Source organism: Microbacterium sp. APC 3901 (assembly GCF_030407765.1).
Taxonomy (GTDB): Bacteria; Actinomycetota; Actinomycetes; order Actinomycetales; family Microbacteriaceae; genus Microbacterium.
Genome location: NZ_JASDCU010000003.1, coordinates 174,696 through 188,106 on the forward strand (window position 1 = coordinate 174,696; position 13,411 = coordinate 188,106).

Annotated in this window: 10 protein-coding genes; 2 read left to right on the forward strand and 8 right to left on the reverse strand. The window is 68.2% G+C overall.

Translation table 11 applies throughout. From position 1 onward, the window contains the following. Window positions 1-4 precede the first annotated feature (4 nt). Both QMA07_RS03975 and QMA07_RS03980 read right to left on the reverse strand, forming a co-directional pair. Window positions 5-1,243, reverse strand: coding sequence for a hypothetical protein (locus QMA07_RS03975; protein WP_290160164.1), 1,239 nt, complete (start codon window positions 1,241-1,243; stop codon window positions 5-7). Then, the gene (locus QMA07_RS03980; protein ID WP_290160165.1) at window positions 1,240-2,076 is read right to left on the reverse strand and encodes an NAD(P)H-hydrate dehydratase; all 837 of its coding nucleotides are present in this window, start codon (window positions 2,074-2,076) and stop codon (window positions 1,240-1,242) included. Before QMA07_RS03980 ends, QMA07_RS03975 begins: the two co-directional genes overlap by 4 nt. 56 nt (window positions 2,077-2,132) lie before the next feature. Here QMA07_RS03980 and QMA07_RS03985 point away from each other — a divergent pair, with 56 nt between their 5' ends. Then, window positions 2,133-3,200, forward strand: a complete 1,068-nt coding sequence (locus QMA07_RS03985; protein ID WP_290160166.1) for an NADH:flavin oxidoreductase/NADH oxidase — start codon at window positions 2,133-2,135, stop codon at window positions 3,198-3,200. Between the two features lie 63 nt (window positions 3,201-3,263). Here QMA07_RS03985 and QMA07_RS03990 read toward each other — a convergent pair whose 3' ends face one another. The 3 genes from QMA07_RS03990 to QMA07_RS04000 form a co-directional block, all read right to left on the reverse strand. Beyond that, the gene (locus tag QMA07_RS03990) at window positions 3,264-4,325 is read right to left on the reverse strand and encodes a hemolysin family protein (RefSeq protein WP_290160167.1); all 1,062 of its coding nucleotides are present in this window, start codon (window positions 4,323-4,325) and stop codon (window positions 3,264-3,266) included. Further along, window positions 4,322-5,638 carry a hemolysin family protein gene (locus QMA07_RS03995; protein WP_290160168.1) on the reverse strand — a complete coding sequence of 439 codons (1,317 nt, stop codon included), beginning with the start codon at window positions 5,636-5,638 and terminating at the stop codon, window positions 4,322-4,324. The genes QMA07_RS03990 and QMA07_RS03995 overlap by 4 nt, the downstream gene beginning before the upstream one ends. A gap of 114 nt (window positions 5,639-5,752) precedes the next feature. Then, window positions 5,753-7,207 (reverse strand): GuaB1 family IMP dehydrogenase-related protein, encoded by a 1,455-nt coding sequence (locus tag QMA07_RS04000; RefSeq protein WP_290160169.1) that lies wholly within the window; start codon window positions 7,205-7,207, stop codon window positions 5,753-5,755. A gap of 159 nt (window positions 7,208-7,366) precedes the next feature. Between QMA07_RS04000 and QMA07_RS04005 the strand changes: the two genes are divergently transcribed. Continuing rightward, the gene (locus tag QMA07_RS04005; protein ID WP_290160170.1) at window positions 7,367-11,050 is read left to right on the forward strand and encodes a multifunctional oxoglutarate decarboxylase/oxoglutarate dehydrogenase thiamine pyrophosphate-binding subunit/dihydrolipoyllysine-residue succinyltransferase subunit; all 3,684 of its coding nucleotides are present in this window, start codon (window positions 7,367-7,369) and stop codon (window positions 11,048-11,050) included. Between the two features lie 86 nt (window positions 11,051-11,136). Here the strand turns inward: QMA07_RS04005 and QMA07_RS04010 are convergent, their stop codons facing one another. From QMA07_RS04010 to QMA07_RS04020, 3 genes are read right to left on the reverse strand one after another with little or no spacing between them, the layout of a single operon-like run. Further along, a complete protein-coding gene (locus tag QMA07_RS04010) occupies window positions 11,137-12,435 on the reverse strand; it encodes a GNAT family N-acetyltransferase (RefSeq protein ID WP_290160171.1) in 1,299 nt (432 codons plus the stop codon). A 41-nt stretch (window positions 12,436-12,476) separates the two neighbouring features. Continuing rightward, window positions 12,477-12,722 (reverse strand): zf-HC2 domain-containing protein, encoded by a 246-nt coding sequence (locus QMA07_RS04015; protein WP_042541911.1) that lies wholly within the window; start codon window positions 12,720-12,722, stop codon window positions 12,477-12,479. Then, entirely contained in the window at window positions 12,719-13,381 is a 663-nt protein-coding gene (locus QMA07_RS04020; protein ID WP_290160172.1) for a sigma-70 family RNA polymerase sigma factor, read from the reverse strand. Before QMA07_RS04020 ends, QMA07_RS04015 begins: the two co-directional genes overlap by 4 nt. Window positions 13,382-13,411 lie beyond the last annotated feature (30 nt).

The window sequence follows — 13,411 nt, forward strand, 5'->3', positions numbered from 1 at the left end:
GGGTTCACTCCCTGGTGGTGGACGGACGATGAGTGGGCACACGGACGAGCGCGCGGATCCCGACGGCGAGCAGCGCGACGAGCCCGACGTTGCGCAGAGTCAGGATGGCGACCGGCAACAGCTCTGCGCGCAGCAGCGCGTCGTAGCTCAGCGGATAGACCAGGCAGGTGAGAGCGCACAGCGCGAGCACGATCAGCGCAGCCGCTGCGGCCCGTGTTCGGTCGAGGACGAGCCACAGGATGACCGGAGCGATCAGCCAGGTCTGGAACTGCGGAGAGCCCACCTTGTTCATGACGATCAGGGTCGTCACGAGACTCAGCGCGAGCGGAGGGAACAGCCGGGCGAAGGACGCGCCGCGTGATGCTCTGAGCCCGCCGATCACGGTGATCACGACGACGACGACCGCCATCAGCGGTGTGAGCGACGCGCTGACGGCATCCACACCCTGAGCACTGATCTGGAAGGTCAGGATGTCGAAGCTGTACTCGATGCGGGCGGCCCCGGCGATCGCGAGCCACAGGAACGGGGTCGCAGCGACGGCCTCGATCTGCAGACCGCGTCCGGTCTGCTCCGTCAGGAACCCGAAGATCTCGGTATCGGCCCCGACGGCGACCACTGCGATGAGGACGGCAGCGGATACGGCGACGGCGGTGAGCAGAATCCGCATCCGGCTCCGGGCAGCGACCACAGCAGCGAGCAGCAGCGCGCCCGGCCAGATCTTGATCCAGGCGCCGACCGCCAGCAGCGCTGCGGCGGCAGCGGGACGGCGCACCAGCCACAGGCCGCCGATCACCGCGAGGGGCACCGTGATCGCGTCGATGCGGTAGATCGCTATCGGTCCCAGCAGGAGCAGGGCGGTGATCCAGAACCATGCGGCCATCCTCCGTGACTGCGACGGCGAACGTCCGACGAGCACGGCGAAGGCGATCGCATCGAGCGCCGTGATGAGCACCGCCCACGCGATCAGATAGGCCTCGGAGGCCCCCATCGCCGCGATGAGCGGTGTCGACAGGATCTTCGCGACGAGCATGGGCACGAGCGCCAGCTGCGGGTAGACCCATGTCTCGGTGACTCCCACGATCGCCCCGCCCGACAGCGCCGCCGACGACCAGGGCTCATACACCAGCACGACGTCGCCCATCGGCTGGCTCGGATACAGCCAGCCTGCGACCGACGTGACGAGGTGCACGAGTCCGAACGCACCCCACAGCGCCACAAGACGCATCGAGAAGGTGCGACTCACGCGACGACGTCCGAGAATGCGCGAGGCAGGGCCTCTGCGACATCGAGCGCCACGATCGGATGCCCCGCCGTGCCCCCGTCTGCGCCGGTGCCGGCGGCGAGGACCCCGGCACGGCCGTGCAACCAGGCGGCTGACGCTGCGATCTCGGCCAGAGGCGCATCGGTGTTCGCGGCGATCAGCGCGCCGAGCACCCCGCCGAGGACATCGCCGGTGCCCGCCGTCGCGAGCCAGCCGGTCCCCGCCTCCACGCGGATGACGAGTCCATCCGGATCCGCGATCAGTGTCTGAGCGCCCTTGAGCAGCACGACGGCGCCGAGGGCATCCGCGACCCGGGCGACAGCGCTGATGCGGTCACCGGCGACGTCGTGTCCGAGCTGATCCTGCAGACGCTCGAACTCACGGCCGTGTGGCGTCAGCACCCGTGGGGTTCGACTTCCCCGCGCCAGGTCGAGCGCTCCCGCGTCGACGACCACGGGCACGTCCCCGTCCAGCAGGTCTCGCAACTCGCGCTCCGCTTCGGGGCTCCTGCTCGCCGCATCCGTCCCCGAGCCGATGACCCAGGCGCCGACGCGTGCGCCTGCCGCGCGAGGACTGACCACGGTCTCCGGTCGCCGTGCGATCACGGCGTCCGCGGCCCGGCCGTCGCCGATGTAGTGCACGAACCCGGCGCCGGCGCGCCACGCCGCCTCGACGCCGAGCACTGCGGCACCCGGATAGGCGGACGATCCGGTGCGCAGGCCGACGACACCGCGAGAGTACTTGTCATCGTCGCGTCCGGGCACGTGCAGGAAGCGTGCGGTGTCATCGCGGGACCAGTCGCGTGCGTCGGGCATGACTCCACGTTAGTGCGACGGCCCGCACCGCCCCACCCGGCCGGTAGCGTCGAGGGGTGAGCACTCTCTTCTCCCCGCTGAGCATCCGTTCCGTCACGTTCCGCAACAGGCTCTGGGTGTCTCCCATGTGCATGTACAGCGCAGTCGACGGCGTGGTGCAGGAATGGCACCGCACCCACCTCGCCCAGTTCGCCTCGGGCGGCGCCGGTCTGATCGTGGCCGAGGCGACAGCCGTCGTGCCGGAGGGCCGCATCTCGCCGCGGGATGCCGGGCTCTGGAACGACGAGCAACGGGACGCGTGGGTGCCGGTCGTCGAGGCGATCCATGCGCGCGGCGCCGTTGCGGGCATCCAGCTCGCGCACGCGGGCCGGAAGGCGTCGACGTGGTGGCCCTGGGCGGACGAGCGAGGGTCGGTGCCCGAGTCGCAGGGCGGATGGACGACCACGGCACCCTCCGCCGTCCCGTTCGAGGGCTTCGCCGCGCCTGCGGCTCTCGATCAGGACGGCATCGACGCCGTCGTCGAGGGGTTCGCGGCGGCGACCCGCCGTGCCCTCGATGCAGGCTTCGACGTTCTCGAAGTGCACGGTGCGCACGGGTACCTGCTGCACCAGTTCCTCTCTCCGCTCTCGAACCTGCGAGACGACGAGTACGGCGGGTCGCTCGAGAACCGGGCTCGGCTGCTCCTCCGGGTGATCGACGTGATCCGCGAGGTCGCCGGAGACGGTGTACCGGTGTTCGTGCGCATCTCGGCGACGGACCACGCCGAGGGCGGCTTCACCCCCGAAGAGGCGGCGACAGTGAGCTCGTGGGCGACCGAGCACGGAGCCGATCTCATCGATGTCTCCAGCGGAGGACTCGTGGCCCATCAGCAGATCAGAGTCTTCCCCGGATACCAGGTGCCGCTCGCCGAGACCGTGCGGCAGGGTGGACGCATCCCGGTGACGGCGGTCGGGCTGATCACCGCCGCCGAACAGGCGGAGCAGGTGCTCGCCGACGGTGCGGCGGATGCGATCTTCGCGGGCCGGGAGTGGCTGCGCGATCCGCACTTCGCGCTTCGGGCCGCGCACGAGCTCGGCGCCGAGATCATCTGGCCACCGCAGTACGAGCGGGCGCGCTGGCGCTGACACGCACCCCGCAGAGAAGCCCCCGGGTCCGCAGGGACCCGGGGGCTTCTTCGTGCATGCAGATCAGTGACCGCGGATGCGACGGGTCGCATCCTGCACCTCGCCGACGAGCTCTTCGAGGATGTCCTCGAGGAAGAGCACGGCGGTCGTGCGACCCTGGGAGTCCCGCACCTTGGCCAGGTGACGCCCTGCCCGGCGCATCACGGCGAGAGCGTCTTCCAGATCGGTGTCCTCCTGCACCGGAACCATGTGATTGATGCGCTTAGAGGGCAACGGCTCGACCAGCTTCTCAGCGGCACCGGGTCCGTCCGATGCCCGCAGGACGTCCTTGAGGTGGACGTATCCGACAGGCGCTCCCTCGTCGTCGACGATCACATAGCGCGAGAACCCGTAGCGAGCGACGGCCTTCTCGACGTCGTCCGGAGTCGCCGACTGCGGAAGCGTGACGAGATCGCTGAGCGGCACAGCCACATCGCGAGCCTTCTTGTCGGTGAACTCCACCGCTGCCGCCACAGTTCCCGCCGTATCGGTGAGCACACCTTCGCGCCGGGACTGGTCGACGATCGTCGCGACCTCGTCGAGCGTGAACGTCGATGCGGCCTCGTTCTTCGGCTCGACCCGGAAAAGCCGCAGCACGCCGTTGGCCGCCGCGTTCAGCACCCAGATCACCGGCATGAAGATCTTCGACACGAACACGAGTGGCGGCGCGAGGATGAGCACCGCGCGTTCGGGCAGCGAGAACGCGAGGTTCTTCGGCACCATCTCGCCGAACACCACGTGCAGGAACGACACGATCAGGAGAGCGATCGCGAACGACACGGCATCGACGACGCCGTCCGACCAGCCGAGCGCGTGCAGCGGCACGGCGAGCAGGTGATGGATCGCCGGTTCGGAGACGTTCAGGATCAGCAGCGAGCAGATGGTGATGCCCAGCTGAGAGGTCGCGAGCATGAGTGTGGCATGCTCCATCGCGAAGAGCGCGGTCTTGGCGGCCCGCGATCCCCGGTCGGCCTTCGGCTCGATCTGCGACCGGCGCGCGGAGATCACCGCGAACTCTGCGCCCACGAAGAACGCGTTGGCCACGAGCAGCACGACCAGCCAGGCCAGTCCTCCCCAGTCGTTCATCGTCCGACCACCTCTGCGGGAAGATCCTGACTGGGGACGTAGCGGATGCGGTCGACGCGGCGACCGTCCATCCGGACGACCTGGAGCGTGCCGGTGTCGAGGGCTACCTCGTCGCCCACGGACGGGACGCGCTCGAGGATGCTCATGACATAGCCGGCCACGGTGTCGTACACGTCACCCTCCGGAACCTCCACCCCGGCCCTGCGGCGAAGCTCATCCGGCCGCAGCTCTCCGGGGAAGGTGATGCCGTCCCGGCCCCGGACGACTCCGGCACGCGTACGGTCGTGCTCGTCCGAGACCTCGCCCACCAGCTCCTCCACGAGATCCTCCAGGGTGACGAGGCCCGCGGTGCCGCCGTACTCGTCGACCACGACGGCCAACTGGTATCCGCGGGCTCTGAGTTCGGAGATGAGCGCGTCGACGTGCACGGTCTCGGGGACGCGAAGCGGATCGGTCGAGAGCGCGCCCACCGGCACCTCGCCTCGTCGATCACGCGGAACCGAGATCGCGGCCTTCAGGTGCACGACCCCCGTGATGTCGTCGAGGTCGTCGTCGTAGACCGGGAAGCGGCTGTGTCCCGTCCGGCGGGCGAGCTGGATGACGTCGTCCGCCGAGTCGCCGACCGCGAGGGCGTGCATGCTCGGACGAGCCGTCATCACGTCGGCCGCCGTCAGTCGGGAGAAGGTCAGCGTCCGGTCGAGCAGGCTCGCGGTATCGGCCTCGAGCAGCCCGGCGCTCGCCGAGCGGCGGACGAGGGAGGAGAGCTCCTCAGCGGAGCGCGCTCCCGACAGCTCCTCCTTCGGCTCGATCCCCATGCTGCGCAGGACGCCGTTCGCACTGCCGTTGAGCACCACGACAGCGGGCTTGAAGACGGTCGTGAACGCGACCTGGAAAGGCATGACGAGCTTCGCAGTCGCAAGCGGCAGAGCCAGGGCGAAGTTCTTGGGCACCAGCTCGCCGAGGATCATCGACAGCACCGTGGCGACCAGCATCGCGACGATCGTGGCGATCGGACCGACGGCCGCCTCAGGGATGCTCCAGGCCACCAGAGTGGGGCCGAGGAGGTTGGAGAGCGCAGGCTCCATGGTGTACCCGGTCAGCAGCGTCGTCAGCGTGATGCCGAGCTGAGCGGACGACAGATGGGTCGAGGTGTGCTTCAGCGCGCTGATCGTCAGCGACAGGCGGGATTCCCCGCGGGCCTGACGGGCCTCGAGGTCGGCACGGTCGAGATTGACCAGGGCGAACTCGCTGGCGACGAACAGCCCGGTGCCCACGGTGAGCAGAAGCCCCACGCCCAAGAGGATGTAGTCCATCAGTCGTTCCTCCCGGTGCGGGGAGGCAGGCAATGGGGCGATGTACTACAACTGGGAGGGTCGTCCATGGTGTCCACGATTCTACGGGATCGCAGCAGGTTCGAGCACGGATCGCTACCAGCTGACCGGGAGCGCCTTGCCCTCTTCGTACCCGGCGGCGGACTGCAGCCCGACGACCGCCCGTTCGTGGAACTCGGGCACCGACGAGGCACCGGCGTACGTGAACGACGACCGCACGCCCGATGTGATCATGTCGAGCAGATCCTCGAGGCCGGGGCGCAGCGGGTCGAGGTAGATCTTCGACGACGAGATCCCCTCCGCGAACAGCTCCTTGCGGGCTCGCTCGTACGCGTCGAGACGCCCGAACCGGGCCTGTACCGCCTTCGTGGAGGCCATGCCCCAGGATTCCTTGTAGATACGACCCTCGGCATCGCTCTGCAGCTCGCCGGGTGCCTCGATCGTGCCCGCGAACCAGGAGCCGACCATGACAGATGCGGCGCCGGCGGCGAGCGCGAGCGCCACATCGCGCGGGTAGCGCACTCCCCCGTCCGCCCAGACGTGCGCGCCGAGCTCCTGTGCGGCCTGTGCGGTCTCGAGCACAGCCGAGAACTGCGGGCGGCCGACCGCGGTCATCATGCGCGTCGTGCACATGGCGCCGGGCCCGACGCCGACCTTGAGGATCGAGGCGCCCGCTTCGACGAGGTCCTTGACGCCGTCGGCGGTGACGATGTTGCCCGCCACGATCGGGATGCCGAGGTTCAGGGCGGCGACCGCGCTCAGTGCTCGCAGCATCCCCTCCTGATGACCGTGCGCCGTGTCGACCACGAGCACGTCCACACCGGCGTCCGCGAGGGCCTTCGCCTTGGCAGCGACGTCTCCGTTGATGCCCACCGCCGCCGCTACGGCGAGGCGCCCGTCGCTGTCCAGCGCCGACCGATACAGCGTCGATCGCAGGGCGCTGCGCGCGCCGAGCGTTCCGACGAGGTGCCCGTGATGAGTGATCGTCACCATGTCGACCCCCGCATCGGTGATCACATCGAACGCATGACGCTCCGACCCGATGTCATCCGCATCGAGAGAAGGCGTGCCGGCGTGCACGAGGTCGCCCAGCTGCGCATCCGGCAGTGCGGTGGCCAGCCGTGTCGCCGCCAGGACGCCGAGAATCCGCTCCGCATCGTACGGAGCCTCACCGGCGGCCACGACGATGCCGTGGCCTGCGGTCGCGGGCATCAGTCGGAGTGCGTCCGACACCGATGCCTCAGGAGGCAGCACGATCGGCGTATCCCAGAGCACCGGCTGCGCCTTGACGTCGCGGATCGCGGCATCGAGACCCTGCAGTGGCATGTCCTGCGGAAGGACGCCGAGTCCGCCGCGCCGCGCGAGCACCGCTGCGAGCCGGGGCCCTGTGACGGAGTTCATGTTCGAGGCCACGATCGGGAGGGTGGCGGGGGTGCCGTCCTGTGGGGCGAGATCGACCTGAAGACGACTGGTCACGGCGGATCGTCGCGGCACGAGGAACACGTCGGAATAGGTCAGATCGACTGTGGGTGACTCACCGGAGAACTCCATACCCCCACGGTACTCAGATCGCGGCGTCGAGGGCGCCTGCCTTCGACGATCGGGCGAGGAAACACGTTAGGCTGGGAAGTCGAGAGTGTGCGGGCCCGGACGCATCCTGCGACCTGGTGTGCACATATGGACTTCAGCGATGAAAGAGGGCGATCGAGCGTGTCGAACCAGGTGACCGGCGTCGGGGGCGACGGGGGGTTCGGAGCCAATTCCTGGCTCGTGGAAGAGCTCTACGAGCAGTACAAGGTGAACCGCGACTCCGTCGACAAGGAGTGGTGGCCCATCCTCGAGAAGTACCAGTCGGATGCCGCGACCGGCACCGCAGCTCCGGCACCCGCTGGCGAGCAGCCCGCGCATCCGGTGACCGCGCCCATCCCCGTCATCGGCGCACAGCCGGTGGCACGGACCACGACCAAGCCCGCGGCTGCCGCCCCGATTCCCGCGCAGGCTCCCAAGCCCGCGGCGAAGGCGGAGGCCCCGGAGTCGGCGGAGCCCGTCGAAGAAGACAAGGTCACACCGCTCCGCGGTCTGCCCAAGACCCTCGCCGCGAACATGGACGAGTCGCTGACCGTCCCGACCGCGACCAGCGTCCGCACGGTGCCAGCGAAGCTGATGATCGACAACCGCATCGTCATCAACAACCACATGGCTCGCACCCGCGGCGGCAAGATCAGCTTCACCCACCTCATCGGCTGGGCGCTGATCCGCACGCTCGACGATTTCCGCAGCCAGAACGTGTTCTACGCCGAGATCGACGGCAAGCCCTCGGTCGTGGCACCGGCGCACGTGAACCTCGGCATCGCCATCGACCTGCCGAAGCCCGACGGCACCCGCGCGCTGATGGTCCCCAGCATCAAGCGCGCCGACACGCTGACGTTCAGCGAGTACCTCGTCGCCTACGAAGACCTCGTGACGCGAGCCCGCAACAACAAGCTGACGGCCGCCGACTTCCAGGGCACCACGGTGTCGCTGACCAACCCCGGCGGCATCGGAACCGTGCATTCGGTCCCCCGCCTCATGAAGGGGCAGGGCTGCATCATCGGCGCCGGTGCGCTCGAGTACCCGGCTGAGTTCCAGGGCGCGAGCGAGAAGACCCTCAACGAGCTGGCGATCGGCAAGACGATCACGCTGACGAGCACCTATGACCACCGCGTCATCCAGGGTGCCGGTTCCGGAGAGTTCCTCAAGAAGGTGCACGAGCTGCTGATCGGGCAGCGCGGCTTCTACGACGACATCTTCGCCGCGTTGCGCATCCCGTACTCGCCGATCCGCTGGAACCCCGACATCGCTGTCGACCTCGCTGAGCGCGTCGACAAGCAGTCCCGCGTGCAGGAGCTCATCAACTCGTTCCGCGTGCGCGGACACCTGATGGCCGACATCGACCCGCTCGAGTACGTCCAGCGATCGCACCCCGATCTCGAGATCGAAAGTCACGGCCTCACCTTCTGGGACCTCGACCGCGAGTTCGTCACCGGTGGGTTCGGCGGCCGTCGGGTCGCCAAGCTCCGCGACATCCTCGGCGTCCTGCGTGACTCGTACTGCCGCACGCTCGGCATCGAGTACATGCACATCCAGGACCCGGAGCAGCGTCGCTGGTTCCAGGAGAAGGTCGAGGTCAAGTACCAGAAGCCCGGCCACGACGAGCAGCTGCGAGTCCTCCGCAAGCTCAACGAGGCCGAGGCGTTCGAGACCTTCCTGCAGACGAAGTTCGTCGGTCAGAAGCGTTTCTCGCTCGAGGGCGGCGAGTCGCTCGTCCCGCTGCTCGACGAGATCCTCCAGGGTGCAGCCACCTCCGGCCTCGAGGGCGCTGCGATCGGCATGGCGCACCGAGGGCGTCTGAACGTCCTGACGAACATCGCCGGCAAGACCTACGGCCACGTGTTCCAGGAGTTCGAGGGAACGCAGACCCCCGGCAACCAGCGCGGCTCCGGCGATGTGAAGTACCACCTCGGCACCGAGGGCACCTTCGTCGCCGACGACGGGTCCGAGCTCCCGGTCTACCTCGCCGCGAACCCGTCTCACCTCGAGACCGTCGACGGCGTGCTCGAGGGCATCGTCCGCGCCAAGCAGGACCGCAAGCCGATCGGCACGTTCGCCTGGCTGCCGATCCTGGTCCACGGCGACGCGGCGTTCGCGGGTCAGGGCGTGGTCGTCGAGACTCTGCAGATGTCTCAGCTGCGCGGCTACCGCACCGGCGGCACGATCCACGTCGTCGTCAACAACCAGGTGGGCTTCACGACCCTGCCCAACGACTCACGCAGCTCGGTGTACGCGACCGACGTCGCGAAGACGATCCAGGCGCCGGTGTTCCATGTGAACGGCGACGACCCCGAAGCCGTCATCCATGTCGCACAGCTCGCGTTCGAGTACCGCGAGCGGTTCCACCGCGACGTCGTCATCGACCTCGTGTGCTACCGCCGCCGCGGGCACAACGAGGGAGACGACCCCTCGATGACGCAGCCGCTGATGACCGATCTGATCCAGGCGAAGCGATCGGTGCGCAAGCTCTACACCGAGTCGCTCGTCGGTCGTGGTGACATCACCGAAGAGGAGTACGACGAGGCCAAGGCCGACTTCCAGAACCGCCTGGAGATCGCTTTCGCAGAGACGCACGCCGCCGAGACGGGCGCCAACCAGATCCCCCAGGATCTTCCGCCCGCTGACGAGCAGATCGGCGCCCCGGAGATCACCGGGGTCTCGAACGAGGTCATCCAGCTCATCGGCGACGCGTTCGTGAACAAGCCCGAGGGCTTCACCGTTCACCCCAAGCTGCAGCAGCAGCTCGAGAAGCGTCTCGACATGAGCCGCAACGGCAACATCGACTGGGGCTTCGGTGAGCTGCTCGCCTTCGGCTCGCTGCTCGTGGAGGGCACGCCCGTTCGGCTCGCGGGGCAGGACTCGCGCCGTGGCACGTTCGTCCAGCGCCACGCGACTCTGCACGACCGGGCGAACGGCCAGGAGTGGCTGCCGCTGTCGAACCTGTCGGAGTCACAGGGTCGCTTCTTCGTCTACGACTCGCTCCTGAGCGAGTACGCGGCCCTCGGCTTCGAATACGGCTACTCCGTCGAGGCGCCGGAGGCCCTCGTGCTGTGGGAAGCCCAGTTCGGCGACTTCGTGAACGGCGCCCAGTCGGTCATCGACGAGTACATCTCGGCGGCCGAGCAGAAGTGGGGACAGCAGTCCAGCGTCACCCTGCTCCTCCCCCACGGCTATGAGGGCCAGGGACCGGACCACTCGTCCTCGCGCATCGAGCGTTTCCTGCAGATGTGCGCGCAGGACAACATGATCGTCGCGCGCCCGTCGACGCCTGCGTCGTACTTCCATCTGCTGCGTCGTCAGGCCTACGCCCGTCCGCGCAAGCCGCTCATCGTCTTCACTCCGAAGGCCATGCTGCGCCTGCGCGGTGCGACGAGCCCGGTCGAGGCCTTCACTCAGGGACGTTTCGAGCCCGTTCTCGACGACGGACGCGGTCTCGACCGCAATGCCGTGAAGCGCGTGCTCGTGCACTCGGGCAAGGTCCACTGGGATCTCAAGGCCGAGCTCGAGAAGAACCCGAACCCCGAGGTCGCGCTGGTCCGGCTCGAGCAGCTGTACCCGACGCCGATCGACGGGCTGAAGGCCATCACCGACTCCTACCCGAACGCCGAGCTGGTGTGGGTGCAGGAGGAGCCGGAGAACCAGGGAGCCTGGCCCTTCCTGGCTCTCGCATTCGCCGACGTGCCCGGTGACCGCAGCTTCCGTCCGGTGTCGCGTCCCGCGTCGGCATCGCCCGCGACGGGCTCGTCGAAGGTGCACGCGGCCGAACAGGCGAAGCTTCTGCGAGACGCATTGACGATCGGCTGACGACCAGTCCGAGAAACAGCGAGAGGCTCACGGGGATCCCGTGAGCCTCTCGCTGTTCAGCCTGTCGTCGTCGCGGCGGATGTCTCTCAGTACCAGATGCCCAGAAGCGGGGCATCCGCCGTGCGGAACGCATCGTCCAGCGCTGCTGCCGTCTCGGCCGATGCGCGCAGACGACCGGCCGCGCGCAGCCGCACGGCGCTGACCCCTCCCGCGTAGATCGACGAGAGCGCACCGACGCCGAGAACGACGTCGGCCTCCACGTCATCGTCGGTGCGCGTGACATCAGCAGCCCCATCGGCTTCCGAGGTCAGTCGCCACGACCCTGCGGCGAAGCCGAGAGCGTCGTCGACTCGGAAGACCACATCGAGGGGTGCCCGGTACGTACGCGCGGTGAGCGCAGCCGGCACGTCGAGGATGCGCAGCCACCCGTGGTCATGCGGAGTGAGTTCCACGCCTCGCTGGTCGTTGACGAGCCAGGTGATCGGATCGTCGACCGGACGTAGGTCGACGCTCACCTTCGACACCAGGTCGTGCTGCAGAGCGAATCTCCAGAGCGCGGACAGGGCATCCGTCGTGGTCGAGGCCAGGTGATGGATCTCCATGTCGGCGCGGAAACTCCCCGCGACCTCCTTGAGCGTGTAGGCCATCGCGCCCCGCACTGCTCCGTCGGCGTCGACGTGGCGCACGCCGCGAACGGCACGCGGAGCGGTGTGCCCCACAGACAGCCCGGCGATCCGCTCCCAGCGCGCGTCCCACCCTGCGATCTGACCGGAGCGCTGTGTTCGCGCCTCCTCATGCAGGGCAGACAGGTCCTTCTTGAGCGTCTCACGGTCGACGTACTCGATGCGGCCATCCGTCGCCGAGCCGTTCCAGCCTGCTCTCGGGGCATCGATCGACACCTTGGCCGCGGGGATCGCCGAGGCGAACCCGTATCGCTCGTAGATCGTCGCCTCCGATACGGTGAGGCCGGCGAGTGCCACACCCGCTCCGGCAGCGGCACGCAGCTCGCCTTCGAGCAGGTTGCGTGCGATGCCGCGTCGACGATGAGTACCAGATACCGTGACAGCGCTGATCGCCCACATACGGATCTCGCCGCCGGGCACGGTCAGCGGTGTGACCCACGAGTTGACCGTGGCGACCGGGAAGGCGCCCGCAGGGGCGTTCTCCTCGAAGACACCGACGTTGCGACGCGTCACGAGCAGGGCCCGATCTGCGGCGACCTGCTCCGGCGTGGGGTCGGCGTCGAGGAAGCCTCGGGCTTCCGCCCTCAGGAAGGCCTCGGTATCAGCATCCGACCCGTTGTCGACGAGTCGGTAGACGAGGTTCTTCGCAGCCAGGCGCTCAGCGGACACGGAATCAACGGGGACGGTTAGCGCGTCGGTCATCCCTCCACCCTATGGGCAGGCGCGACGGGCGGCGTCTCGCGTCAGTGCTGCGCGGCCTGCACCTCACGCAGCCGGGCGAACACCTGGTCGCGCAGTTCCTCGGGTGCCGTCTCCTTGCATGCGCGTGCCACGACCTCGGTGAGGGTCGTCGCGACGAGCGCCTCGTCCCGGCAGGACGGGCAGTTCTCGAGATGCTCACGGATCTCGGTGTGCTCGGTGTTGCACACCTCGTTGCGGAGGTACTCCTCGAGATCCTTGCGGGCCTTGTCGCAGCCGCAGTCGGTCATTTCTTGCTCCTCGGGTCGGCCGCGGAGATTCCCCGCTCCACGGCGTAATCAGCCAGCAGCTCCCGCAGCATCCGCCTGCCTCGATGCAGGCGGCTCATCACGGTGCCGATGGGTGTCTTCATGATGTCCGCGATCTCCTGATAGGCGAAGCCCTCCACATCAGCGAGGTACACCGCCAATCTGAAGTCCTCGGGAACAGCCTGCAGGGCGTCCTTGACGACCGATGCCGGCATGTGGTCGATGGCTTCCGCCTCGGCCGAACGGCTGTGCGACGCGGTGGTCGACTCCGCACCGCCCATCTGCCAGTCCTCGAGCTCGTCGATGGTGCCCTGGAACGGCTCGCGCTGCTTCTTGCGGTAGATGTTGATGTAGGTGTTGGTGAGGATGCGATACAGCCATGCCTTCAGGTTCGTACCCTGCGAGAACGTCGCCCAGGACCCATATGCCTTGACGAAGGTCTCCTGCACGAGATCAGCAGCGTCCGCCGGGTTGCGCGTCATGCGCATCGCCGCGGCATAGAGCTGATCCATGAACGGGATCGCCTGTTCCTCGAATTCGCGCCGAGGGTCGCTGACCGTCTCTGCGGTTGCCGTGTCATCCATCACCGGCCAGTCTAGGCGCGTGAGGTCGACCGACTCGCGTTCCAGCGTTGCGAGCATGCTCTCTCCTTGTCGGCGTGCGCCCGGATT